16 protein-coding genes are annotated in these 21,921 nt (G+C 50.4%); 7 read left to right on the top strand and 9 right to left on the bottom strand.

The genetic code is table 11. From position 1 onward, the window contains the following. Positions 1 to 20 precede the first annotated feature (20 nt). Together H6A28_RS05480 and H6A28_RS05475 are read left to right on the top strand one after the other, a co-directional pair. Positions 21 to 4,271 carry an AAA domain-containing protein gene (locus H6A28_RS05480; RefSeq protein ID WP_204475756.1) on the top strand — a complete coding sequence of 1,417 codons (4,251 nt, stop codon included), beginning with the start codon at positions 21 to 23 and terminating at the stop codon, positions 4,269 to 4,271. Continuing rightward, positions 4,271 to 5,014 (top strand): SDR family NAD(P)-dependent oxidoreductase, encoded by a 744-nt coding sequence (locus H6A28_RS05475; RefSeq protein WP_204475755.1) that lies wholly within the window; start codon positions 4,271 to 4,273, stop codon positions 5,012 to 5,014. Before H6A28_RS05480 ends, H6A28_RS05475 begins: the two co-directional genes overlap by 1 nt. On the opposite strand, the gene H6A28_RS05470 is transcribed toward H6A28_RS05475, so the two are convergent. Then, entirely contained in the window at positions 5,004 to 6,374 is a 1,371-nt protein-coding gene (locus H6A28_RS05470) for an MATE family efflux transporter (RefSeq protein ID WP_204475754.1), read from the bottom strand. The genes H6A28_RS05475 and H6A28_RS05470 overlap by 11 nt on opposite strands. A 356-nt stretch (positions 6,375 to 6,730) precedes the next feature. On the opposite strand from H6A28_RS05470, the gene H6A28_RS05465 reads away from it, so the two are divergent. The 3 genes from H6A28_RS05465 (at position 6,731) to H6A28_RS05455 (ending at position 9,356) form a co-directional block, all read left to right on the top strand. After that, positions 6,731 to 8,074 carry an MATE family efflux transporter gene (locus H6A28_RS05465; protein WP_204479244.1) on the top strand — a complete coding sequence of 448 codons (1,344 nt, stop codon included), beginning with the start codon at positions 6,731 to 6,733 and terminating at the stop codon, positions 8,072 to 8,074. Positions 8,075 to 8,113: 39 nt separating this feature from the next. After that, complete coding sequence (locus H6A28_RS05460) at positions 8,114 to 8,689, top strand: Crp/Fnr family transcriptional regulator (RefSeq protein ID WP_204479243.1); 576 nt, start codon at positions 8,114 to 8,116, stop codon at positions 8,687 to 8,689. Between the two features lie 262 nt (positions 8,690 to 8,951). After that, positions 8,952 to 9,356 carry a hypothetical protein gene (locus tag H6A28_RS05455; RefSeq protein ID WP_204479241.1) on the top strand — a complete coding sequence of 135 codons (405 nt, stop codon included), beginning with the start codon at positions 8,952 to 8,954 and terminating at the stop codon, positions 9,354 to 9,356. Positions 9,357 to 9,475: 119 nt separating this feature from the next. Here the strand turns inward: H6A28_RS05455 and dnaK are convergent, their stop codons facing one another. The 3 genes from dnaK to H6A28_RS05440 all read right to left on the bottom strand — a co-directional run bounded on the left by dnaK (position 9,476) and on the right by H6A28_RS05440 (position 13,009). Next, positions 9,476 to 11,398 carry a molecular chaperone DnaK gene (gene dnaK / locus H6A28_RS05450; protein ID WP_204475748.1) on the bottom strand — a complete coding sequence of 641 codons (1,923 nt, stop codon included), beginning with the start codon at positions 11,396 to 11,398 and terminating at the stop codon, positions 9,476 to 9,478. 189 nt (positions 11,399 to 11,587) lie between these two features. Further along, positions 11,588 to 12,667: a PspC domain-containing protein gene (locus H6A28_RS05445; RefSeq protein ID WP_204479239.1), complete on the bottom strand. Its 1,080-nt coding sequence runs from the start codon at positions 12,665 to 12,667 to the stop codon at positions 11,588 to 11,590. A 12-nt stretch (positions 12,668 to 12,679) separates the two neighbouring features. Then, positions 12,680 to 13,009, bottom strand: a complete 330-nt coding sequence (locus H6A28_RS05440) for a PadR family transcriptional regulator (RefSeq protein WP_148329615.1) — start codon at positions 13,007 to 13,009, stop codon at positions 12,680 to 12,682. A 169-nt stretch (positions 13,010 to 13,178) separates the two neighbouring features. Here H6A28_RS05440 and H6A28_RS05435 point away from each other — a divergent pair, with 169 nt between their 5' ends. Then, a complete protein-coding gene (locus H6A28_RS05435; protein ID WP_072543017.1) occupies positions 13,179 to 13,676 on the top strand; it encodes a GNAT family N-acetyltransferase in 498 nt (165 codons plus the stop codon). Between the two features lie 53 nt (positions 13,677 to 13,729). On the opposite strand, the gene H6A28_RS05430 is transcribed toward H6A28_RS05435, so the two are convergent. The 5 genes from H6A28_RS05430 to H6A28_RS05410 all read right to left on the bottom strand — a co-directional run bounded on the left by H6A28_RS05430 (position 13,730) and on the right by H6A28_RS05410 (position 20,644). Next, a complete protein-coding gene (locus H6A28_RS05430) occupies positions 13,730 to 14,362 on the bottom strand; it encodes a lysine exporter LysO family protein (RefSeq protein ID WP_204479237.1) in 633 nt (210 codons plus the stop codon). Next, positions 14,359 to 14,637, bottom strand: a complete 279-nt coding sequence (locus tag H6A28_RS05425; protein ID WP_204475745.1) for a LysO family transporter — start codon at positions 14,635 to 14,637, stop codon at positions 14,359 to 14,361. The genes H6A28_RS05430 and H6A28_RS05425 overlap by 4 nt, the downstream gene beginning before the upstream one ends. Before the next feature lie 551 nt (positions 14,638 to 15,188). After that, positions 15,189 to 16,478: a TolC family protein gene (locus H6A28_RS05420; protein WP_204479235.1), complete on the bottom strand. Its 1,290-nt coding sequence runs from the start codon at positions 16,476 to 16,478 to the stop codon at positions 15,189 to 15,191. A gap of 36 nt (positions 16,479 to 16,514) precedes the next feature. Continuing rightward, entirely contained in the window at positions 16,515 to 19,604 is a 3,090-nt protein-coding gene (locus H6A28_RS05415) for an efflux RND transporter permease subunit (protein ID WP_204479233.1), read from the bottom strand. A gap of 14 nt (positions 19,605 to 19,618) precedes the next feature. Next, entirely contained in the window at positions 19,619 to 20,644 is a 1,026-nt protein-coding gene (locus H6A28_RS05410; protein ID WP_239465270.1) for an efflux RND transporter periplasmic adaptor subunit, read from the bottom strand. Between the two features lie 210 nt (positions 20,645 to 20,854). On the opposite strand from H6A28_RS05410, the gene H6A28_RS05405 reads away from it, so the two are divergent. Further along, positions 20,855 to 21,772, top strand: a complete 918-nt coding sequence (locus H6A28_RS05405; protein ID WP_204475741.1) for an AraC family transcriptional regulator — start codon at positions 20,855 to 20,857, stop codon at positions 21,770 to 21,772. Positions 21,773 to 21,921: the final 149 nt, after the last annotated feature.

Below are 21,921 nucleotides of genomic sequence, written 5' to 3'. Positions count from 1 at the left end.
GCCGACCTGCTTTTTCGCACATGTCCCGTATCGAACTCCAATCTTTCGATCTGTTCCGTCGCATCGAACAGATTCACCGTCAGCCGACGGCTGCTCCCGACAATTTACAAGCCAAATATATCCTGCTCCACAAAGTGCTGGAGCAGGCTTGTTATGAACTGACCACGGGGGTTACCCTCTCCTTTGCCAACTTGTTTTCTCGTCTGGACTACATCTGCAAGGAGAAGAAGATGACGCCTTCCGACCGATATGCCATCCAGACCATGCGCCGCAACTGCAACGCAGCCATGGGTGACCGTTTTCAGGCCGACATGCAGGAATACCTTTACGACCTGCGTGCCTTGGTACGCTTTGTCTCGCTGGGCTTTGAAGAAGACATTCCAGCTTCCATTCTTCCGGAAATTCCCCATTCCAATCGTCCCTACCAAGGCACACGGCTATCGCACATTCCCTACGTACGAGCTTCCGTGACCAGTTGGAACGACACCCAGATTTTTGCGGCTACCGACAGTGACACAGATCCCTTCATCATCATCAATTATGCCAAGGGAGGGTATCAAGGCGACTTGCTGTATCTGAAAGACCTGCTGACAGAGAACCTGCCCCTGAACCTGCTCGATGTGCGGGTGGATGAAGAGAACCATTACATTCCGAACCTTATCATCATTCATCCCGATTACCTGATTGACATCAGTTCGCTGGCGGCCTGTTTTCGGGAATACGGGCATCATCCGCTCAACTATTTCATGAACAAAATCAAGCCGAAAGCCTATACGGCCCCCATCCTGATGGGTAACCTGGCCAGCCAGTTTCTCGACGACTACATCAACGAACAGCCCCAGGAGCCGGTCACCTACCCCCGTACCATCCAGAAATTCTTTGCCGCCTCGGCCCTTGATTTCTGTACCTGTCAGATTCCGGCCGATTTCCATGCCCAAGCGCAGGCCCAGATGATGAACATCCGTTCGTTTGTACACGACGTGCTGCCTCGCAACATTCGGCATTTCAACAAGAAAAACACCTTGCTTGAAGCCTCTTTCATCTGCGAAAAATTAGGGCTGCAAGGACGTGTGGACATGATGCAGAAAGACTTTCAAGTGCTCATCGAACAAAAGGCCGGGAAGCGCGACGAATACAACCACCGCCACAAGGAAGATCATTTCATCCAGATGATGCTTTACCAAGGTGTGTTGCGATACAATTTCGGACAGGAAACGGAACACATGCAGACCTTCCTGCTCTATTCCAAGTATGCCGACGGACTGCTATTAGAGCATTTTGCCGAAAACCTGTTCCGGGAAAGCATCAAGCTCCGCAACTACATCGTACACAACGAGATGCAGCTGGGCGAAGGAGCCATCGGCGAGGTGGTGGATTCCCTCAGCACCGACCTCCTGAACGAGTTGCAGGTGACCGGAAAGCTGTGGAACGACTACCAGGAACCGCAGTTGCAGACGGCCATCAATACCCTGAAACGCTGTACTCCGCTGGAACGGGCGTACTTCAACCGATTCTTCACGTTCGTGGCAAAAGAACAGATTCTCAGCAAAACCGGAGGCAACCGCGATGCTTCGCACGGATTTGCCGGCAACTGGCACATCCCGCTGCACGAGAAATTAGAGGCCGGCAACATCCTGCTGGGACTGACCATCCTGCAAAAACAAAGCAGCGGACCCGGCAAAGGATACGACCTCATTGAACTGCACATCCCGACACAGGAAGAAGACTTCCTGCCCAATTTCCGGACGGGCGACATGGTGATTCTGTATTCCTACCGGGGAGAACCCGACCTGCGAAAACACATCCTCATGAAGGGAAACATCCTCGAACTGCGCCCGGACCGCATGACACTGGTCTTGCGCAACGGGCAGCAGAACAAAGATATTATCGGGGGCGGAGACGACCTTTTCGCCATCGAACATGATTTTTCCGATACCTCGGCCTACAATGGGTTCCGCGGACTGTACGCCTTTCTGTCCGCCCGTGCCGACCGGAAAGAGTTGCTGTTAGGCGTACGTACCCCCGAACTGAAAGAGGAGGAAGTCACCCTGAACGGCGAATACGGCCGTTTCAACGAACTCATCCGGAAAGAGAAACAAGCCAAAGATTACTTTCTGCTGGTAGGCCCTCCGGGTACCGGAAAGACTTCGTGTGCCCTGCGCTACATGGTGGAAGAAGCCCTGAGCGAACTGGATACGTCCATCCTGCTCCTGTCGTACACCAACCGGGCGGTGGATGAGATCTGCGGCATGCTCCTCGACTCCGGCATTGCTGAGAAAACCCCGTTTATCCGCATCGGCAGCGAACTGTCGTGCGACAAGCGTTTCGTACCTTATCTGCTGAAGCACAGCCTGACCGACTGCCCCAAGCTGACCGACATCCGGCAGAAAATCGACCGCACCCGTATCTTCGTGAGTACGACGACCTCTCTCAGCAGTCGCCTCAACCTCTTCACGTTGAAACATTTCCAACTGGCACTCATCGACGAGGCCTCGCAGATACTGGAACCCGACCTGATTGGTATCCTCTCGGCTCGTCACCAGCCACATAACGCCATCGACAAGTTCGTACTGGTGGGCGACTACAAGCAGCTTCCGGCCATCGCTCAGCAGAGTGCCGAAGAAGCTGCCGTCACCGACCCGATCCTGCGACAAATCGGACTGGAGGACTGCCGCAACTCCCTTTTTGAACGCCTGTACAAGTCGAGTCCCGACACGTGCCGCAGTGTGCTCCGTCAGCAAGGACGCATGCACCCGGCCATTGCCGAGTTCCCCAACCAGACCTTCTACTACCGGGAGCAACTGGAGTGTGTACCGCTTCCCCACCAGCTGGAAGAAACGCCCTACGCGGCCGGAATGACTGCCCAAGACCCCATCGACCACCTGCTACTGGAACGGAGAATGGTCTTCATCCCGGCAGAAGTTCCCGAAAGTCTCAGCGGTTCCGACAAGACCAACCCGCACGAAGCCCGCATCGTGTCTACCCTGCTGGCTCATATCTACCGACTGACGGAGTCTCATTTCGACCCCAACCGGACGGTGGGCGTCATCGTGCCCTACCGCAACCAGATTGCCATGATTCGGAAAGAAATAGCCCGCCTCCAACTGCCCGCCTTGCTGGACATCTCCATCGACACAGTGGAACGTTACCAGGGCAGCCAGCGGGATGTGATTATCTATTCGTTTACCGTACAGAATTTCAGTCAGCTCAATTTTCTGACAGCCAATACATTTCAGGAAGGTACCTTCCTGATAGACCGCAAGCTGAACGTGGCCCTGACCCGCGCCCGCAAGCAATTACTGCTGACTGGCAACCCACATATTCTCGGGGCCAATATCACGTTCTACAAACTGTTGGAATACATCCACCTGCATAACGGCTACCTAGAAACGGATGCCGAATCGTTCTGTCAAGGCAATTTCACCCTTCCGGCTTACCGCCGGAACTGGGAACTGGAGGAAGGCAGCTATTCCTTGCCCGCCCACTTCCAGCAGGCTTTCGAGCAACTGGTACCGCCTCCACAGGATTGGGAGGCAAACGAGGCCCACTACCGCGAAGTCACGGGTTACGGCCGATGTGACTTCCGTGCCCTGCCCGAAGAAATGACTCCGCAAGCCTTCTGCCAAGCATACAACTTTTTCTACCTGCGGAAACAGTATGCGGCGGCACAGGCCCTCTTCACCGGAAGCGGCAACTGGCTGTACGACCTGATTCGGAAAGTCTCCGGCCGAGTGGTATTCTGCGACCTATCTTGTGAGGCAGGTGCTTCGGGACTGGCCTTTGCCGATGTGTGCCGTTCCCTGCCTCACTTGGACCTGACCTACGTGGATATCTATCCCTTGCAGGAGATGGGGGAAATCGCCGAAGCCTTTCTCCAGACCTCGGCCTACAAGCACATTCAGACAAGCTCGTATCCTCGGTTGTCGGCCATAAAACCGACGTTCTGGCAGGCCCATTCCGTACTGACCGAGCTGGTGATTTTCAACCTCTCCAGCCTGTTCGACCGCATCTCACCGCAGGAAGCGCGCGACCTGGCCCTGCAAATCAACCAACTGGTGCATGCCCGCCCCTTGAACCACTACGTGCTGGTGTATCGCGACGATGCAGGACCTTGCAGGAACAACCATTCCTATACGGCCTTCTGCAACCACCTTTCACCGGAACTGAAACCGCTCCAGCCGCAGATGCCCCTGTGTGGGAAAATTCATTGTAACCCTACCGAAGGACTCCCGCTTTCGCAGGAATTCCTTTATGAAATACGTACCAACTGATGAAAAAGAAACCTATCCAACGAGCCCTCATCGTAGGGGCCACTTCCGGCATCGGAAAAGAAACGGCCTTGCAACTGCTCCAAAAGGGGTGGATACTTGGACTGGCAGGCCGACGCGAAGAAAAACTGAAAGAATTGCAGCAGCTGGCTCCGGACCGCATCCACATCCGGGCCATCGACATTTGTCAGGCGGAGGCTCCCGACCGCCTGCAGGAACTGATTGATGAAATGGGAGGCATGGACCTCTACCTGCACTGTTCAGGCATCGGCCACCAGAATTACGCACTGGCACCGGACGTCGAACTCCAGACACTGGAAACCAATGGAACGGGATTCGTACGGATGGTCACCGCGGCATTCCGCTACTTTGCCCGGCAACAAGGAGGACATCTCGCAGTCATCAGCTCCATTGCCGGAACCAAAGGACTGGGAGCTGCCCCGGCCTACTCCGCTACCAAGCGTTTCCAGAATATCTACATCGACTCCTTGGAACAGCTGGCCTACATGCAGCATCTCCCTATCCGGTTTACCGACATCCGGCCCGGATTCGTGGCCACCGGCCTGCTGAACGACGGCAAGCACTATCCCATGCTGATGTCCACGGAGAAAGTAGCCCATCACATCGTGCGAGCCTTGGAGAAAAAGAAACGCATTGCCCTCATCGACTGGCGCTACCGCATCATCGTAGCCCTCTGGCGCCTGATTCCTCCTTTTATCTGGAAACAACTGCCCATCAGGAATTGACAGGCACCCGTCCTTCTTTCACCACAATCTCCTTCAGACGGCGGTATACATAAACAAAAGCCGGTACTAGGAACAGGTTGGCGAACAACCAGGCAGTCGGGTCACCCAAGCAGACTCCCCAGAATTTCAATTCCGGTACGAGAATGAGGCTGACCAGCACACGGGCTATCATTTCGGCGACTCCTGAGAACATGGACAACCGTGTATAACCTGCTCCCTGAATGCTGTAACGAAGGATGCTCAGCGAGCCCAACAGGATGAAGAAAGAGGTATTGATGTGCAGGAACAGCACGGTATCTTTCATGATTTCCGTTTCATCGGGGGAGATAAACAGCAAGGCAAACTTGTCGGCCAAACCCCACATCACAATGGCTATCGCCACAGAGTAAATCACCATCATCAGTGTGGCCGACTTGATACCCATCCAGATACGGTCGGGTTTTCCGGCACCATAGTTCTGACCGGAATAGGTAGCCATGGCCATGCCCAAACCATCCAACGGACACATCACGAACATCTTGATACGCATGGCCGCAGTGAAAGCAGCCACACAGGCCGTACCCAGTGAGTTGTTCGCACTCTGCAACATGATACTACCGATGGCCGTGATGGAGAACTGCAATCCCATCGGTACCCCGATGGACAAAAGCTGACGGGCCAGGTCTTTCCGGAAACGGCGGTCGGACGGCTCGGTTTTCAAGATATCAAACTTGCGGTACATATAGATGTAGCACAGCAAAGCCGAAAGTCCTTGCGAAAAGACCGTGGCAATGGCCGCACCTGCAACGCCCCATCCCAGTGTCAGGATACAGAACAAATCGAGTACAATGTTCAACACCGTAGAGAGCAGCAGGAACCAGAACGGGGTCTTGCTGTCCCCCAGCGCACGGATGATACTGGAAAGCAGGTTGTAGAAAAACGTACACGGTACGCCGATAAAGGTGATGAGCAAATACATATAAGCTCCTTCAAAAATATTCTCAGGCGTCTGCATGGAACGCAAGATGAATCCGCAGAGCAGACTCGTGACAATGGCCACCGCCACCGACATCACGGCCGCCAGTTTCAAACTGACCGACACATAGCGCCGCATGGTCACATAATCATGGGCCCCGAATTTCTGTGCCACCGGAATACCGAAACCACCGCAACAACCGTTACAGAATCCCAATATCAGGAAAACGACCGACGTACTGGCTCCTACGGAAGCCAACGCATTAATACCTAAGAATCGCCCTACAATGGCCGCATCCACCAGTGAATACGTCTGCTGAAGCAAGTTGCCCAGCAACAAAGGAAAAGTAAAATTCAAAATCAGTGGCAGACTCGGCCCTGATGTCATCTCTCTCGACTGTGCCATATATTCTCTCGATATCCTTAAAATCTAATAAGCGTGCAAAATTACACTAAAGTTGTGATACCAAAGAAAATCCTCGCGTTAAATTAGCTAACCCGAGCAGCTTTTTTGCCTTAAATCAGGCCCTTAAAAAAACACAAGTGCGTTTCCACCCAAACGCAAGTACGTTTTATCTGAAACGCCTTTACGTTTTACTTCAAACGCAAGTGCATTTGAATCCAAACGTCCTTGCGTTTTCCGGCAAACGCAAGGACGTTTTCAGACCTCCATTTCAGACTGTGATTTATTATCATTTGTGAATTTTTTAGTGCCGAAATTGACTTACCTTCGCAACCAAATTCAAGAAACAGAGAAAAGACATGAAAGACAGTATTGACTTCGGAAGCATGGACATTTCGAAACTGTTCCGGAAATTACTTATTCCTACCGTACTGGGAATGATTTTCTCAGCCATCTTCATCATCACCGACGGCATCTTCGTAGGGAAAGGCATCGGCAGCGATGCCCTGGCCGCCGTCAACATCACGGCTCCCCTTTTCCTGGTTAATACAGGCGTGGGACTGATGTTCGGTATCGGTGCCTCGGTCGTGGCCTCCATTCACCTGTCGCAAGGAAAAGTAAAAGTGGCCCGCATCAATATCACGCAGGCTGTCGTGGTTTCCTCCTTATTGCTCATCGCTTACGCCGCAGTCATTCTCTGCAACGTAGAGAAAATCGCCTTGCTGCTGGGAAGTTCTCCCCGCCTGCTGCCTCTCGCCGCCGAATACATGTACTGGTTCGTACCTTTTCTGGTATTCAGTGCTTTGCTCAGCTCAGGCATGTTCTTCGTGCGGCTGGACGGCTCACCCAACTATGCCATGGTGTGCAACATCATCCCGGCCCTGCTCAACATCGGCCTGGACTACCTGTTCATCTTCGTCTGCAAATGGGGCATGTTTGGAGCTGCCTTGGCCACCAGCCTGGGCTACATCGTCGGCGCCGTGATGATTCTGGTTTATCTGATGCAACCTCAGCGCATCCTCCGTTTGTATAAAGTCAAGCTGTCCTGGAAAAGCCTGCGGCTCACCCTCCGCAACACCGGCTATATGTGTAAGTTAGGAGTGTCCAGTTTCCTTTGTGAAGCAGCCATCGCCACCATGATGTTTGCCGGGAACTACGTCTTTATCCACTACCTGGGTGAAGATGGAGTAGCCGCCTACAGCATAGCCTGCTATTTTTTCCCCATCATCTTCATGGTGTACAACGCCATCGCCCAGTCGGCCCAACCCATTCTCAGCTACAACTTCGGGGCCGGACACCCGGAACGCGTGCGGACGGCCTTCCGCCTGGCCCTGCTGACTGCTATCTCCTGCGGCATCATCGTATTCGCCGTCACGGCGTTGTTCTCTTCATCCATCGTTTCCTGGTTTATCGACAGCCGCTATCCGGCACACGACCTCGCCGTCGAAGGACTTCCCCTGTTTGCCTCCGGCTTCGTATGCTTCGGCATCAACATCGTATCCATCGGCTATTTCCAAAGTGTGGAACGCGACCGCCCCGCCATGGCCATCACCCTCCTGCGCGGCTTCATCCTCGTGCTGCTTTGTTTCTGGCTGATGCCTCTGGTATGTGGCGTACCGGGCATCTGGTTGGCCGTCCCCGTATCCGAGCTGCTGACCTTCCTTTTTGTCCTCACTCTCTACTGCCGCGGCAAACGAAGCTAAGATTTTATTACCTTTGTAGCGACATAGATACCCAAAGGAATGAAAACTTTTAGCGAGATACTGCACGAAAAATATGGACTGAGTGCCTCGGAATCTGAGCAATTGCTGGCACAGATGGAACGGCTCACCTACCGGAAAGGGGAACACATCGTACGGGAAGGGGAACGCAACAGCAGTCTCTACCTGGTGGCCCAAGGCATCTGGAGAGGACATTATCTTCGCGACGGAGTGGACATCTCACTCTGGTTTGCTTCCGAAGGAGACACACTCTTCTCTTCGTGGAGCTACGTGGCCGACCGTCCCTCCCTTACCTCCATCGAGGCCATGAGCTACAGTACGGTATTCCGCATCTCCAAGCAAAAGATGGAGACTTTTTTCGCCTCTTCCATCGCCTTTGCCAACATCGGAAGAGTCATTTTCGAACGACAGTTTCTGGACATGGAAAACTGGATGATAAACGGAGGAGCCGCACAGGCGAAACAGCGTTATCTTGCCCTGCTGGAGCAGAATCCGGAATTGCTGCAGCATGTTCCGCTCAAGCACATCGCCTCTTATCTGATGATTACGCCTCAGTCGCTCAGCCGCATACGGGCGGAACTGAGCAGAAAGAAATGAATCAAACTTAACCGTATTCGTATTTTCGTAGTCCGACAACCATATGATGCTGTTTAAGCCATTCTATGTCTGAAGATTCCATCGCGCTCTTTCCACAAACCCATTTTATCGTGTTTAGTTAAAGGATTTGAAGATTTATTCATTTATGAATTTACAAATGAACCATCCTGTCTATTTTTTTGTTGCCATGAAATAATAAACTCCTTGAATCACCAAGAATCCAGTGCTATAAAGAACCATATTTTTTACCAACCTGAACATTATGAAAAAATCTCTATTAATTATTTCATTGTGTGCATTTATTCTTTCTTGTTCTAAGGATCTACCAGAAAATCAAAGTACACAAAACTCAACGAGGCTTATAGGGAAAACTTTTAGTACTCAGAGCCTTTCCTTCACCTTTACAAGCAGTGATTCAGTCTCTTTCCAAAGCAAAAACACATTATATCTTTTGAAAGGAAAATCAAAATATGAAATGAATAATGACACCATCGTCATAAAAAATCCTTATGGAAAAAGACTGAAACCCAATGAAACTACCGACAGCTATATACTTAGCTTCATCGGTTACTTACGGAATGATAGAATAGAAGCTACGTTTTTCATCATTGGGCCAGAGGAAAAAGAACAGTACTTAGGACATGATGTCACATTGTTTATGGAATAAAATCCATAATAAAGTAAGCACTATCTATAGCATAGATACTCTAATAAAAACAAAAAAGGTGTGAAACCACTTGAGTTCCACACCTTTTCTTATGGATGTTTATCGTTTATTTATCGGAATCATTTGACTTCCTCGAAGTCAGCATCCTGTACATTGTCATTGTTCTTGCTGTTTGAACTCTGACCGTTGTTTGCCTGACCTGCATTAGGACCAGCCTGAGCACCGCCTTGTGCACCAGTCTGAGCGTACATTTCTGCACTTGCAGCCTGGAAAGCAGTCTGTAATTCAGCACTTGCAGCATCGATACCAGCCAAATCTTGAGCCTTGTGAGCGTCTTTCAGTTTCTGAAGGGCAGCTTCGATAGGAGCTTTCTTGTCAGCCGGAATCTTATCGCCAAGGTCTTTCAACTGATTTTCAGTAGTAAAGATCAAGCTATCTGCTTGGTTCAGCTTGTCGATACGTTCCTTTTCCTTCTTATCAGCTTCTGCGTTAGCTTCAGCTTCAGCCTTCATACGGTCGATTTCTTCCTTGCTCAAACCAGATGAAGCTTCGATACGAATGGCCTGTTCCTTACCAGTTGCCTTATCCTTAGCAGATACCTTCAAGATACCGTTGGCATCGATATCGAAAGTAACTTCAATCTGAGGCACACCACGACGAGCCGGAGCGATACCTGTCAAGTTGAACTGACCAATTGACTTGTTCTGAGCAGCCATCGGACGTTCACCCTGCAATACGTGGATGGTAACTTCTGTCTGATTATCAGCGGCAGTAGAGAAGACTTCACTCTTCTTGCACGGAATAGTCGTATTGGCATCGATCAACTTGGTCATTACTCCACCCATTGTTTCAATACCCAATGTCAACGGAGTGACATCCAGCAATACGATGTTACCTACACCGGCTTCCTTGTTCAAAACGGCACCCTGGATACAAGCACCTACGGCTACTACTTCATCCGGATTTACACCCTTAGAAGGAACTTTGCCGAAGAAGTCTTCAACCAGTTTCTGTACAGCTGGGATACGTGAAGAACCACCTACCAAGATGACTTCATCGATATCTGCATTAGTCAGACCTGCATCGCTCATGGCTTTCTTACAAGGTTCCAAACAAGCCTGAATCAAGTTGTGAGCCAAAGCTTCGAATTTTGCACGAGTCAATGTCTTCACCAAGTGTTTAGGCACACCGGCAACCGGCATGATGTACGGCAAGTTGATTTCAGTAGAAGTTGAAGAAGACAATTCAATCTTTGCCTTTTCAGCAGCTTCCTTCAAACGTTGCATAGCCATCGGATCAGTAGTCAAGTCGGCACCTTCGTCGTTCTTGAATTCCTGAACCAACCAGTCGATGATTACCTGGTCGAAGTCATCACCACCCAGGTGAGTATCACCGTTAGTTGACAATACTTCGAATACACCACCACCGAATTCCAGGATAGAGATATCGAATGTACCACCACCAAGGTCGAATACGGCTACCTTCATATCTTTGTTAGACTTGTCCACACCGTAAGCCAATGCAGCTGCAGTCGGTTCGTTCACGATACGTTTTACATCCAGACCGGCAATCTGACCAGCTTCCTTAGTGGCCTGACGCTGAGAGTCTGAGAAGTATGCCGGAACAGTGATGACAGCTTCAGTGACTTCCTGACCCAGGTAATCTTCAGCAGTCTTCTTCATCTTCTGCAGAATCATGGCTGAGATTTCCTGCGGAGTGTACAGACGTCCGTCAATATCTACACGCGGAGTGTTGTTGTCGCCTCTTACTACTGAGTAAGGAACACGAGCAATTTCTTTCTGAACCTGATCGTAAGTTTCACCCATGAAACGTTTGATAGAATATACCGTACGTTTCGGGTTTGTGATAGCCTGACGTTTAGCAGGATCACCTACCTTACGTTCGCCACCGTCAACGAAACCTACAACTGAAGGAGTGGTACGTTTACCTTCGCTGTTGGCAATTACCACCGGTTCGTTACCTTCAAATACTGCAACACATGAGTTTGTTGTTCCTAAGTCAATACCAATAATCTTTCCCATAATTGTATCTATTTTTATTATTTTCTAATCAGTTAATTCTGTAGCGCCGAAGCGTTACGCCCTATAAAAGACAAATCCCATGCCAGAATAAAAAAAAGTCCGTGCCAGCATTTTTTTCTGACACGGACTGCCATTTTGGCCGTTTTATGTGACATTCTTGTCTCCAGACACACTATGGAGACTGACAAATCAAAGAAGTTCTTCCCACAAAGGTTCCGTCAGGAAGGGGTCGGACAGGAAAGGCACTTGAAAGAACAGTACGATTCCTACAGCCACAGCTATCATCCAAAGCAACACCAGCACCACTTTCACAGAAGTACCCATGGGCTTCCAGCTTCCGAACGACTGCATGACGGCCTGAATTAGTCCAGCAATAGGGATACCCACCACCAGTAGTCCGCACACGGTCAGCCCGACAATCACGCCCGGAATGGTATGCACACTGCTCCAGTCTACCCAAGGTATGATATTATATATAAAGGTAGGCAGGTTGACAATCACCCCCGTGGCAGCCATCAGCAAGGCAAACAATACCACCAAACCGACCAGCAGGAAAGGCGCGCAGCAAATCAACAACAGCACCAGACACAGTTTCAGCAAAAAGCCGAACACGGCCACCACCCCGTTTCCCAACTTATGCAAGGCCGAACGGGGCCGTTCGGAATGTACGTAGTCGTTCACTTTCTCAAAACCGTCGGTCACCGTCCTGCCGATGTTCTCCACATTGATGGGCTCCCCACGCATCTGCAATTTCTCCGTAGCCGTTTGTGCCAGCGGAATGATAATCCAAGCCAGCAGATAAGCCAGAATCAGTCCATGAATCAGGAAACCGGCCAAAATAAAGACGATACGGGTCCAAGTTACATCCCAGCCGAAATAGGCCGCGAGACCGGATACAACTCCACCCAAGACACGGTCGTCCGGATTACGGAACAGACGGCGGCTGGTCCCCGTCGATTCGCTGCCATAAGCCTTCTCGCCCGAGGCGGATGCATTTTCCTCCTCCCCATCGTTCAATTCTTCGGGCTTGCCCATCCGGGCTATGACCTCTTCCACCTCTTTTATTGTAATTACCTGCAAGCCGCCACGCAAGGCTTCGTCAAACAGTTCGGCGATGCGGGCTTCCATGTCGCGCACAATCTCATCCGCCCCTTCTTCCTTGCGAAAATGATAGCGGAGGTTATTCAAATAATTATCCAGCAGGATATAGGCATCTTCATCAATGTGATATACGGTGCCTCCTAAATTTACAGTCAGTGTCTTTTTCATGTCATGCAGGTTTTAAATGTTCTTTCTTAAATGATTTACCGTGTCGGAAAGTCCGTCCCAGGCACTTTCCAGTTCTTTCAGGAAATTCTCTCCTTCCGGAGTCAGTCCGTAATATTTGCGGGGAGGTCCCTGGGTAGACTCCACCCACTCGTACGACAGGAGTCCGTCGTTCTTCAGACGGGTCAGCAACGGATAGAGTGTGCCTTCCACCACAATCAACCGGGCTTCCTTCAGCTTTTGGATGATGTCGGACGAATAGGCAGACTCCCGGTGCAACAGCAGCAGGATGCAGTATTCCAGCATCCCTTTGCGCATCTGTGATTTTACGTTGTCTACATTCATTTCATCTCATTTATCTTGTATGACACAAATATAGGTTTTATATAGATACTATGTATTACAAGGTATTATAATTTTAGAACATTTAACAAGATTCTATCTCCATAAAAGCAAAGCAATCGAAAGAAAAAGTACTTTTGTAGAAAACACACTTATTTATAACAAAACGCCTATGTTTAATATCAGAAAAGCGACAATCGAAGACATTGAGATTATCCGGGCACTGGCCAAGCAGACCTTTCCGGTCACTTACCAGAAGATTCTGACTCCGGAACAAATTGATTACATGATGGAGTGGATGTATTCCGCCGAAAGCCTGAAGAACCAGATGGAGAAGGAGCACCACATTTACTACCTCGCCTACGAGGAGTGCGAACCGGCTGGCTACGTATCCATCCAGCAGGAAGGGCCCGACCTCTTCCACTTGCAGAAAATTTATGTGCTCCCCTACTTCCAGAAATACAAACTCGGACGGCAACTGTTCGAGCAGGCCATCAAAGGCATCAAGGAACTTCACCCGGAACCTTGCCGGATGGAACTGAACGTGAACCGCCACAATCCGGCACTGGGATTTTATGAGCACATGGGCATGAAGAAGGTGCGCGAAGGTGACTTCCCCATCGGCAACGGATATTACATGAACGATTACATCATGGGGCTGGACATCTAAGCAAGCTGCCCCGTTCTGTTCATCTCTTTGGGCGGCAAGCAAGAATCAGGTTCTTACAGCTTGCAGAACAAAGAGATGAAAAACGGAACGGACATATCTACCAGGATGCCATGGAAAATGGCAATCGGCACCACGTCTTTACCGGACACCCGGATAATGGAGGGCAAGGCCACATCGACAGAGGTCACCCCAGCTACCGAAATAGGGGCCAGTTTTCCGAAATACTTGCAAATCAGCGGGGCTCCCACCAGCGCCACAAGTTCGCGGATGACATTCGTCAAGAGGGCGATGGTAGCCAGTTCCGTGGCCAACTGTGTCCCGATGACCGGGGCTTTCAGTTCCACAATCAGAATGGAGGCCAGGGAGTAATATCCCAGTCCGCTACCAATGGCCATGCAGTCGAACACGCTCCAGCGGGTCAGTAACACACTGACCAAGGCAGAGAACAACAAAGTTCCTCCAATCGTAGCCAAGGGAATCAGCAGCATCTTCCACCGGAAACCGTGAATCAGCGCCTTGAAATCCTCTCCTCCCCCAATGCTGACACCTACCTGAAACATCAGGGCATACAGGATATACAGCGACAACTGGTGCATATCTCCCATTTCCCAACCGGACACATTCCACACGTAACCCAACAGACAGCCCATGAAGAACATGGACAGTACCAACAGACTTCCTTTCATTTCTCACCTCCTTCCTTGAAAAACCACAGATACACCAGCCGTGCTAACAGCACGCTTCCAGTAATGCCGGCCACACTGAGCAGCAGGGCCTGTCCGCCGAACGAACCCAGATTCTTCACAATCAACGGGTTATAGCCCACGGAAAGTCCCAACACAAACAGCATCAGGCAAATGGTGATTGAAATGGTTTGATTCACTTTCTTCAAAAAATCACACGTACGAAGGACATATCCCAACAGAACCCCTGCCAGGACAGTCAATAGAATACTCCACATAACAAATCCGAAATTAAAAGTTTATAAGCAATTTCTACCATACGTCAGGAAGACGCAACTTCCTGTCTTACAAACTTTCGTGAAGGAATCCGCTGAACCAATGTGCACGTGAAAGGCACAGCCGGTACATCGCCGTACCCGCTTTTCGCTGAATGACCTTATGTGCTCCGTACACTTTCATACTTTACTCTTTTATTATTCTCCAAACTCTCCCTATGATATAAGAAAAACTTCTGCCCACCTTCTATGTTTCTCAGCCCGAAAACGTACGTTTCCGCTCCCAGAAACATAAGTTTCCCGATAGGAAAACGTACGTTTCCCTCATGGGAAACATAAAAAAGACCTCGAAGGCTGTCTTTCTTCTCCAAGGGATTTTTTATTTTATGTAGCGAACCTCTTCGCAAGCAAGCAGTCCCATCCGCTCCCTCAGGTTCTGAATCACGGTGCAAAGGTAAGCCATTTTAAATTAATATGCAATTAATATGCAATATTTTATAAGAAAAGGCCGCCAGAAGTACTTCCAGACGGCCTTTCGCACCAAGAAAAAACAATCAACGGCGCCCCGTGACTTGCAGATATTCCCGTTTTTTCAGTTCATAATCCGCGTAACTTTCCACGTATTTGTCACAGCTTTGCTGAAACAAGGTCTGCGCATCGAGCAAATCACTCATCGTACAGGTGCCCGACTTGTAATAATCGGTGTTCAAACGCAGGTTCTCCGTGGCCTGCTCAATGGACAGACGGGCAATCTTCATCTGTTCGTAGGCCTCATCCACCCCGTTCCACGCATTTTTCATGCGGATAACCAGCAGCTCTCCCTGGTCGGCCAACTGGTTTTCTGTATTCTTCACCTGGAGTTTCTCCTTCTTGAGGGCATGGCTGCCTCCCCACCATCCGGTCAGAGGAACGGTCACCGTGGCAAACCCCACCCAGAAGCGCTGGTCTTCCGACAAGAAGTTATGATACACATACCCTCCGCCAATGGCCACCGTAGGCAGATTCTTGCCCAACTCCATCTTGTATTGCAGACGGCTGGCCTTCACATTCTGCTGCAACAGCGCATATTCACTGGTCATTCCCAAAGCCGACTCCGGGTCGCAGTAAAGACTGTCCGGACGGGAAGGCAGCTGGTCGTCGACAGAAAAGGCCACCGCCAGGGAATCGGAGCCAAGACCCGTATATTGCGCCAGCATGTTCCGCGAAATGGACAAAGCGTTCTCCAGCTGCAGACGGCTACTCTTGGTCTCGTTCCGGCGAAGCTGTACCTGCAACAAATCGTTGCGTGTCACCACGCCTGCCTCCACCGAGGCCTCCACATCACGCAAGATACGCTCCAGTTGCGTTTCCACCTTGCCCAAAGTCTTGAGTTTCTCCTGCAGAGTGACCACCCGCCAGAAATACTGTTCCGTGGTCAGCGTCACCTCGTTGTCGGACAAGTTCTGCTGCAGGCGTTTCACCTCTACCCCCACTTTGGCCAACTGGTTCCCGTTGACAATCTGTCCACCGGTAAAGAGCGGCAGGGAGGCGCTCACTCCTCCCGCAATTCCGTTTTTGAGCATCGACATGTGCATGTCTGGAGCCAGATCCATCTGCACCAGCCCTTTATCGGCCATAAAGCCGGTACCCGCCGCCATGACACTCGGGAAATAATTGGTAAACGCCTTCTTCTTGTCCTGTCGGGCCATTTCCAGTTCATTACGGGCATTCTTCATCTTCACATTGTTTGTCAAGGCAGCCTGAATACATTCATCCAAGGTGTAGGCTTTCTGCCCAAAGGCCAGATTCATACACGCCCCACCTATCAATAGAAAAGCTATGATTCTGTTTCGATTCGTTTTCATAATGATTCTTCTTTATCTTGATTCCTAATCGCCTCGTCAGGCATTTTCCAAAGCCTCCAGCCGGGCACGTTTCCGAGTACTTCCCCTGAATATCACCAGATAAGCCACCGGAAGCACCGTCAGCAGGAAAAGCATGGTAATCAGCGTACCGTAGCAAATCACCGTACCCATCGGCATCCAAAGTCCGCTCTTGCCCAATATCATCGGGATGACTCCCATGGAAGCCGCAGCCGAAGTCAGGAAGATAGGCCGCATACGCCGGCGAGCCGAATGGTAGATGGCATCGCGCACACAGAGTTTCTCCGTAGCCCGCAACTCTTCGGCATAGTCAATCATGATAATGCCGTTACGTACAATGATACCCATCAGGCTGATGATACCCAGTGTACAAGTCACACCAAAGTCTACCCCCTGAATCAGCACACCCACAGCTGTTCCGAAAAGGCAGAGCGTCAAGCTGGCAAAAATCAGCAGGGCAATGCTGATGCGCCGGAAATGGGCCAGCAGGATGAAGAAGATGATGAAGGCGGCAATGGCCAGCGCTCCCATGATGGGAGGAAGATTCTCGTTGTCCTGCTCGTCATCTCCCCCGTAAGTCAGAGTCACTTTCTCCGGCAAAGGGATAGAAGCCAGTTTTTCCTTGATGACGCTGGTCAGGGAAGCCACATTCACATCCCGGCGCACATCGGCCATCACCGTAATCGTATAGACTCCGTTCCGGCGGACCAGCTGACCGTCTTTCACAGAGGGTACCACTTCTGCCACCTGACGCAAGGGCACCTGCGTACCTCCCAACACCGGAATCAGTTCGTTTTCTAGGTCGGAGAAACCGGCACAGTCGGCTTTCTCGCTTTTCAGGGCTACCGGAATGTCATAATCGCCTTCCCACACGTGGGCTACCTTCAGCCCGTCGCCGTAGCGCATGGCCAGCGTGGTTTCCAGCTGGGCGTTCTGGATGCCCAGGCGCGAAGCCTCATCTTCTTTCAGCACCACCTTGGCCGAAGTCTGCGGCTCACTGAAATTGGTCTGTGCCAGCCGTATTTCCGGCATTTGGCGCAACAGGCTCAGGTATTTTCCGGCTACGGTTTTCAATGAATCCAGGTTCTCGCCACTCAAGCGGAGTTCAATCGGATAAACTGCCCGACTGAAACTGATTTGCTTGAACCTTACCCGCACATCGGGGAAGGCATCGGTGTAGCGCGGGGAATACTCATCCAGCAGCTCCTCGGTTTCCTTGTTGCCCTTGGTGTTCACAATCAGCTGGGCATAGTTGGTTCCTCCTAACTGAGGGGCGTATGCCGTATGGAAACGGGGCGAAGAACAACCCACAAACGAAGTGACGGAGACCACTCTCGGGTCCTTGCGGAACACTTGTTCCATCGTATCGGCCGCCCAGGCAGTCTTTTCCACCGCCGTTCCCGTAGGCAGATAAATCTCCACAGCAAACTGGTTACGGTCGGCCGCCGGCATCAGTTTCTGTGGCAACTGTCCCATCAAGAAGATACCTATCACGACGGAAGCCACCCCTCCCATCAAGGTGATATAAGGATGGGCAAAACATTTATCCAACAATTTATTGTAATAGGTCTGCAGAAACTCCATGAACGAGAATCCCTTTTTGTGCGAAGGCACCGGCTTCCGGATGAACCAAAACTGCATGAACGGTACCAGCAGCATGGCTACCAACAGGGAGATGCCCAGAATCAGCGTAATAGACCAAGGGAAGCTCAGCAGGAAGTCGTGTATCATGCCCGGAATCACAATCAGGAAGGGGAAGAACGTGATACTGATGGCCAGCGTAGCCGAGAAGATGGATTTGAAGAAATGCGTGGCACTGTAAATGGATGCATGCCAGCGCGACATCCCCTCTCCGATTTTCTCCAGGTAGCTGTCGATAATGACGATGGAATTGTCCACAATCATTCCCAGAGTCACAATCAGGGCCGCCAGCGTCACGGTGTTCAGTTCGATGCCAAAGGCATAAAAAAGCCCCAGTGAAATAAAGATGGTAATCGGAATGGTGGAAGCAGCTACCAGTGCCACCCGTAACGGCAACAGCAGCATCACCACAATCACCACGGCCACAATGGCGATAACCAGCTCACGCAAGAACGAATTGACACTGTCGCCCACCACCTGCGCCTGGTCCGTGATGCGGTACATGTTCACTTCCGAAGGCAGTTCTTTCTTGAACTCTTCCAACACCTGGTTAATATCATCGCCCATCTGCACGATGTTCTTGCCTTTTTTCATCTCCACACTCAGCAAGATGCATTTCGTACCGTTGTTTTTGATGTAACTGTCGGCATGAGGGTATTCCTTCACCACGCGGGCCACATCCTGCAGGCGTACCACATTGCCTGAGGGGTCGCTGTACACAATCTGCTGCTGCACGTCGTAGAGGGTGTTGAACGTCTTTTCCACGTGTACCGGCAAGACATACTCAGGAGTCTGTATGCGTCCGCCGGTGGTCACAAAGCCCTTGGCGAACAACTGTCCGGCAATGAGCTGTTCGTTCAGCCCGTAATGCGACAGGCGTTCGGGATCCAGGTAAATGGAAATCTGTTCCTGCCTTTCTCCGCTCACACTCAGACGGCCTACACTGGGAATACGGCGCAGGCGGTTTTCCAGTTCGTCCATGTAGTCCGACAATTCCCGATAGGTCTTGTCCTTGCTCTCCATGGTAATCAGCAACGCCGAGGTATCGCCGAAATCATCCATCACCTGCACGGCCAGCACATTCGGCGGCAGCTCCGACTTGAACGCGGCCACTCCGTGCTTGAACTTGCTCCAGAACTCATCCTTGTTGTTCAGGTCGTCGTTCAGTTCCACCTGCACAAAGACAATTCCGTCGCGGGTGGTCGAAAAAGTCTTTTCCTTCTTCACCTCCTTGTAGGTAAAGATATAGTTTTCCAATGGCTTCGTCACCTGTTCCACCATCTCATTGACCGTGTTCCCGGGAGCCACGGCAATCACCATTCCCTGTCGTATGGTAAAATCCGGGAACTCATTTTTCTGCATCTGCGGCAGACTGTATATACCGAATGCCACCAGGCAGCATGTCACCAGTATCACAATCTGGCGATAATGCATGGCCCACTCTACTATGTTCCGTTTCTTTTCCATGTGCTTAACCTAATTTATATAGCCAACGGCGTGCCTTCACACACCTTCTGTTGGCCTTCCACAATCACTTCCTCTCCTTCACTCAATCCGGCCACCACCGTTACTCCGCTTGCCGTGAACTTACCACACGTCACCACGCGCTTGGAGGCTTTGCCGTCTGCCCCCTTCACCCACACGAAATAGTGGTTGCTTTCATCCAGCTGAATCACGCTGGCAGGAAGTACGCAGGTCTGACTCTTGTCGGCATCCTGCAGCCATACCTCCGTCACCATACCGGGAAGCAAGCCCGTATGCGGCGTCTGAATGCCGATGTTCACCTCGTACGACCGTGACAGCGGATTGGCCTGGATGCCTTTCTCCATCACCACCCCTTCTGCCTGTCTGCCGTTCAGCACCGGAGCCTCTATCACTGCTTTCTGACCTTTCGTCACGTGCATGATTTCCGTTTCCGGCACGGCAATCCGTACTTTCAGACGATCGTCGGACACCAGCTTCATGACCTGTACCCCGGGCACTACGTTCTGCCCCACTTCCAGGTTCTTTTCGGCAATTACCCCGGCAAACGGAGCCACCAGCCGACAGTCTGTCAGGTTCTTCCGGGCCACTGCCTCCATGGACTGGGCCTGCTGCAACTTGCTCTGCACTTCCACCCACTTCATGTCGGCCAGACTTCCTTTTTCATGCAGCTCCTTCATACGCCGGTAGGCATCTTCCGCCTGCTTCAAGGCCGCCTTTGCCGCCTGATACGTACTTTCTACGGACGCTTCGTCCAGGGTAGCCAGCAACTGTCCCTGCCGCACCCGGCTTCCTAAATCCACCTGTACCGACTTCACTCTTCCCATCAGCGGAAAACTCAACGCGCTCCCGTTTTCCTCTTGTACCGTACCCGAAAAACGGACGGTTTCATTCCGAACTGATGACGCTACGGTCATGACTTTTACCTTTACAGGTTCCACCTGCTGCGAAGCCTGCTCTCTGCTTCCGCATCCTGACATCAAGACCACCAATGAGCCTATGGCCATCCAATGCAATTCTTTCATAAATCTTATCCTATTTAGTATGTCTACGATTTGTGAGCGCAAAGAAAAAGGCATTACACACTACATAGGATAGATAGAACACCTTAGAAGTGTTCCATTTTTCCGTCTTCCTGCGAAATACACCAAATAGAATACTCCTAAAGAAAAATAGAACACCGATAAATGGAAAACATTCTGTTCATTTGCATCCGAATCAGAACTAAAGGAGTTATGGAAAAGGAAATCGAACTTATCAGGATGTCCAGCATCGAAATTATGGAGAAAGTAGCTGCCTACAAGGACGAAGAAATTATCAGAATGAACCAAACAAGCGAACAGAATGGAAACAAATCAACCTCAATGATAAGAGCTGGGTTCTTTTTAGCCATCCTGTGCCAAAAAGGGACAGCCTCCCTGTCCATCAATAACCAATCTTATGATATACGTCCCAATGACCTGCTGATATGTCATCCGCAGACTTTACTCAAACACGAAACCGTAGACAAAGATTTTATTTGCTATGGTTTCTGTCTTTCCTCTGAATATGCCAAACGTATCTTTGTCATGTCATCTTCCACCAGCAGCTGGTGTTCACGGTTGTATCTGGAACAGCATCCCATTCTTTCGCTCAATGAAGAAGAAAGTCAGCTTTTTTATCAATACTACAACCTATTGTATTCCAAACTGACCGGAGCTCCCCATCGCCACCAGAGAGAACTCATCAACTCCCTCCTGCAAGCATTCATTTATGAGTTTCAGGATGCATTGGAAAAATATATCCAGCTGCGTCCCACCAGCTTCAATTCCTCCAGCAACTTGTTCAATGCTTTCATCGAACTGCTGATTTCGTCCTACCCCAAGGAACGCGCCGTGAGCTACTATGCCAGCCGGCTGTTTGTTACCCCCAAATACCTGTCGTCCATCTGCAAGGAAAAATCCGGGGAAACCGCCTCCGACCTGATTACCAGCTACGTCATGAAGGATGTGGAATATCTGCTGAAATGTCCTGACAAAAGCATCAAGGAAATTGCCAACGAACTGAATTTCGCCACGTTGTCGTTCTTTGGAAAATATGTGAAAAGGAACTTAGGTATCTCTCCCAAAGAATACCGGGAAAAACTGTCACAACAAAACGAAGAGGCACAATAAAGATCGGTACAGTTATTTTTACAGGTATAATCACCATATAATCAAACACATATCAATAGAAAGCTTGTTTCTAATATTTTTCTAATGCCGCATTAATTTAGTCTAATTGACATGACTGCTCTTTGAAACAACAAATACATACATTTGCG

The sequence above is a fragment of the Bacteroides mediterraneensis genome (assembly GCF_016900355.1).
Taxonomy (GTDB): domain Bacteria; phylum Bacteroidota; class Bacteroidia; order Bacteroidales; family Bacteroidaceae; genus Phocaeicola.
This window is presented reverse-complemented; position numbering and strand designations above follow the sequence as displayed.

Excerpts from the sequence above, each read along its gene's own strand:
- H6A28_RS05460 (WP_204479243.1), top strand. The coding sequence starts at position 8,114 with ATGAAAACTTTTAGCGAGATACTGCACGAAAAATATGGACTGAGTGCC.
- H6A28_RS05420 (WP_204479235.1), bottom strand. The coding sequence starts at position 16,478 with ATGAAAACGAATCGAAACAGAATCATAGCTTTTCTATTGATAGGTGGG.
- H6A28_RS05465 (WP_204479244.1), top strand. The coding sequence starts at position 6,731 with ATGAAAGACAGTATTGACTTCGGAAGCATGGACATTTCGAAACTGTTC.
- H6A28_RS05455 (WP_204479241.1), top strand. The coding sequence starts at position 8,952 with ATGAAAAAATCTCTATTAATTATTTCATTGTGTGCATTTATTCTTTCT.
- H6A28_RS05470 (WP_204475754.1), bottom strand. The coding sequence starts at position 6,374 with ATGGCACAGTCGAGAGAGATGACATCAGGGCCGAGTCTGCCACTGATT.
- H6A28_RS05405 (WP_204475741.1), top strand. The coding sequence starts at position 20,855 with ATGGAAAAGGAAATCGAACTTATCAGGATGTCCAGCATCGAAATTATG.
- dnaK (WP_204475748.1), bottom strand. The coding sequence starts at position 11,398 with ATGGGAAAGATTATTGGTATTGACTTAGGAACAACAAACTCATGTGTT.
- H6A28_RS05410 (WP_239465270.1), bottom strand. The coding sequence starts at position 20,644 with ATGAAAGAATTGCATTGGATGGCCATAGGCTCATTGGTGGTCTTGATG.
- H6A28_RS05475 (WP_204475755.1), top strand. The coding sequence starts at position 4,271 with ATGAAAAAGAAACCTATCCAACGAGCCCTCATCGTAGGGGCCACTTCC.
- H6A28_RS05440 (WP_148329615.1), bottom strand. The coding sequence starts at position 13,009 with ATGAATGTAGACAACGTAAAATCACAGATGCGCAAAGGGATGCTGGAA.
- H6A28_RS05435 (WP_072543017.1), top strand. The coding sequence starts at position 13,179 with ATGTTTAATATCAGAAAAGCGACAATCGAAGACATTGAGATTATCCGG.
- H6A28_RS05445 (WP_204479239.1), bottom strand. The coding sequence starts at position 12,667 with ATGAAAAAGACACTGACTGTAAATTTAGGAGGCACCGTATATCACATT.
- H6A28_RS05430 (WP_204479237.1), bottom strand. The coding sequence starts at position 14,362 with ATGAAAGGAAGTCTGTTGGTACTGTCCATGTTCTTCATGGGCTGTCTG.
- H6A28_RS05480 (WP_204475756.1), top strand. The coding sequence starts at position 21 with ATGTCCCGTATCGAACTCCAATCTTTCGATCTGTTCCGTCGCATCGAA.
- H6A28_RS05425 (WP_204475745.1), bottom strand. The coding sequence starts at position 14,637 with ATGTGGAGTATTCTATTGACTGTCCTGGCAGGGGTTCTGTTGGGATAT.
- H6A28_RS05415 (WP_204479233.1), bottom strand. The coding sequence starts at position 19,604 with ATGGAAAAGAAACGGAACATAGTAGAGTGGGCCATGCATTATCGCCAG.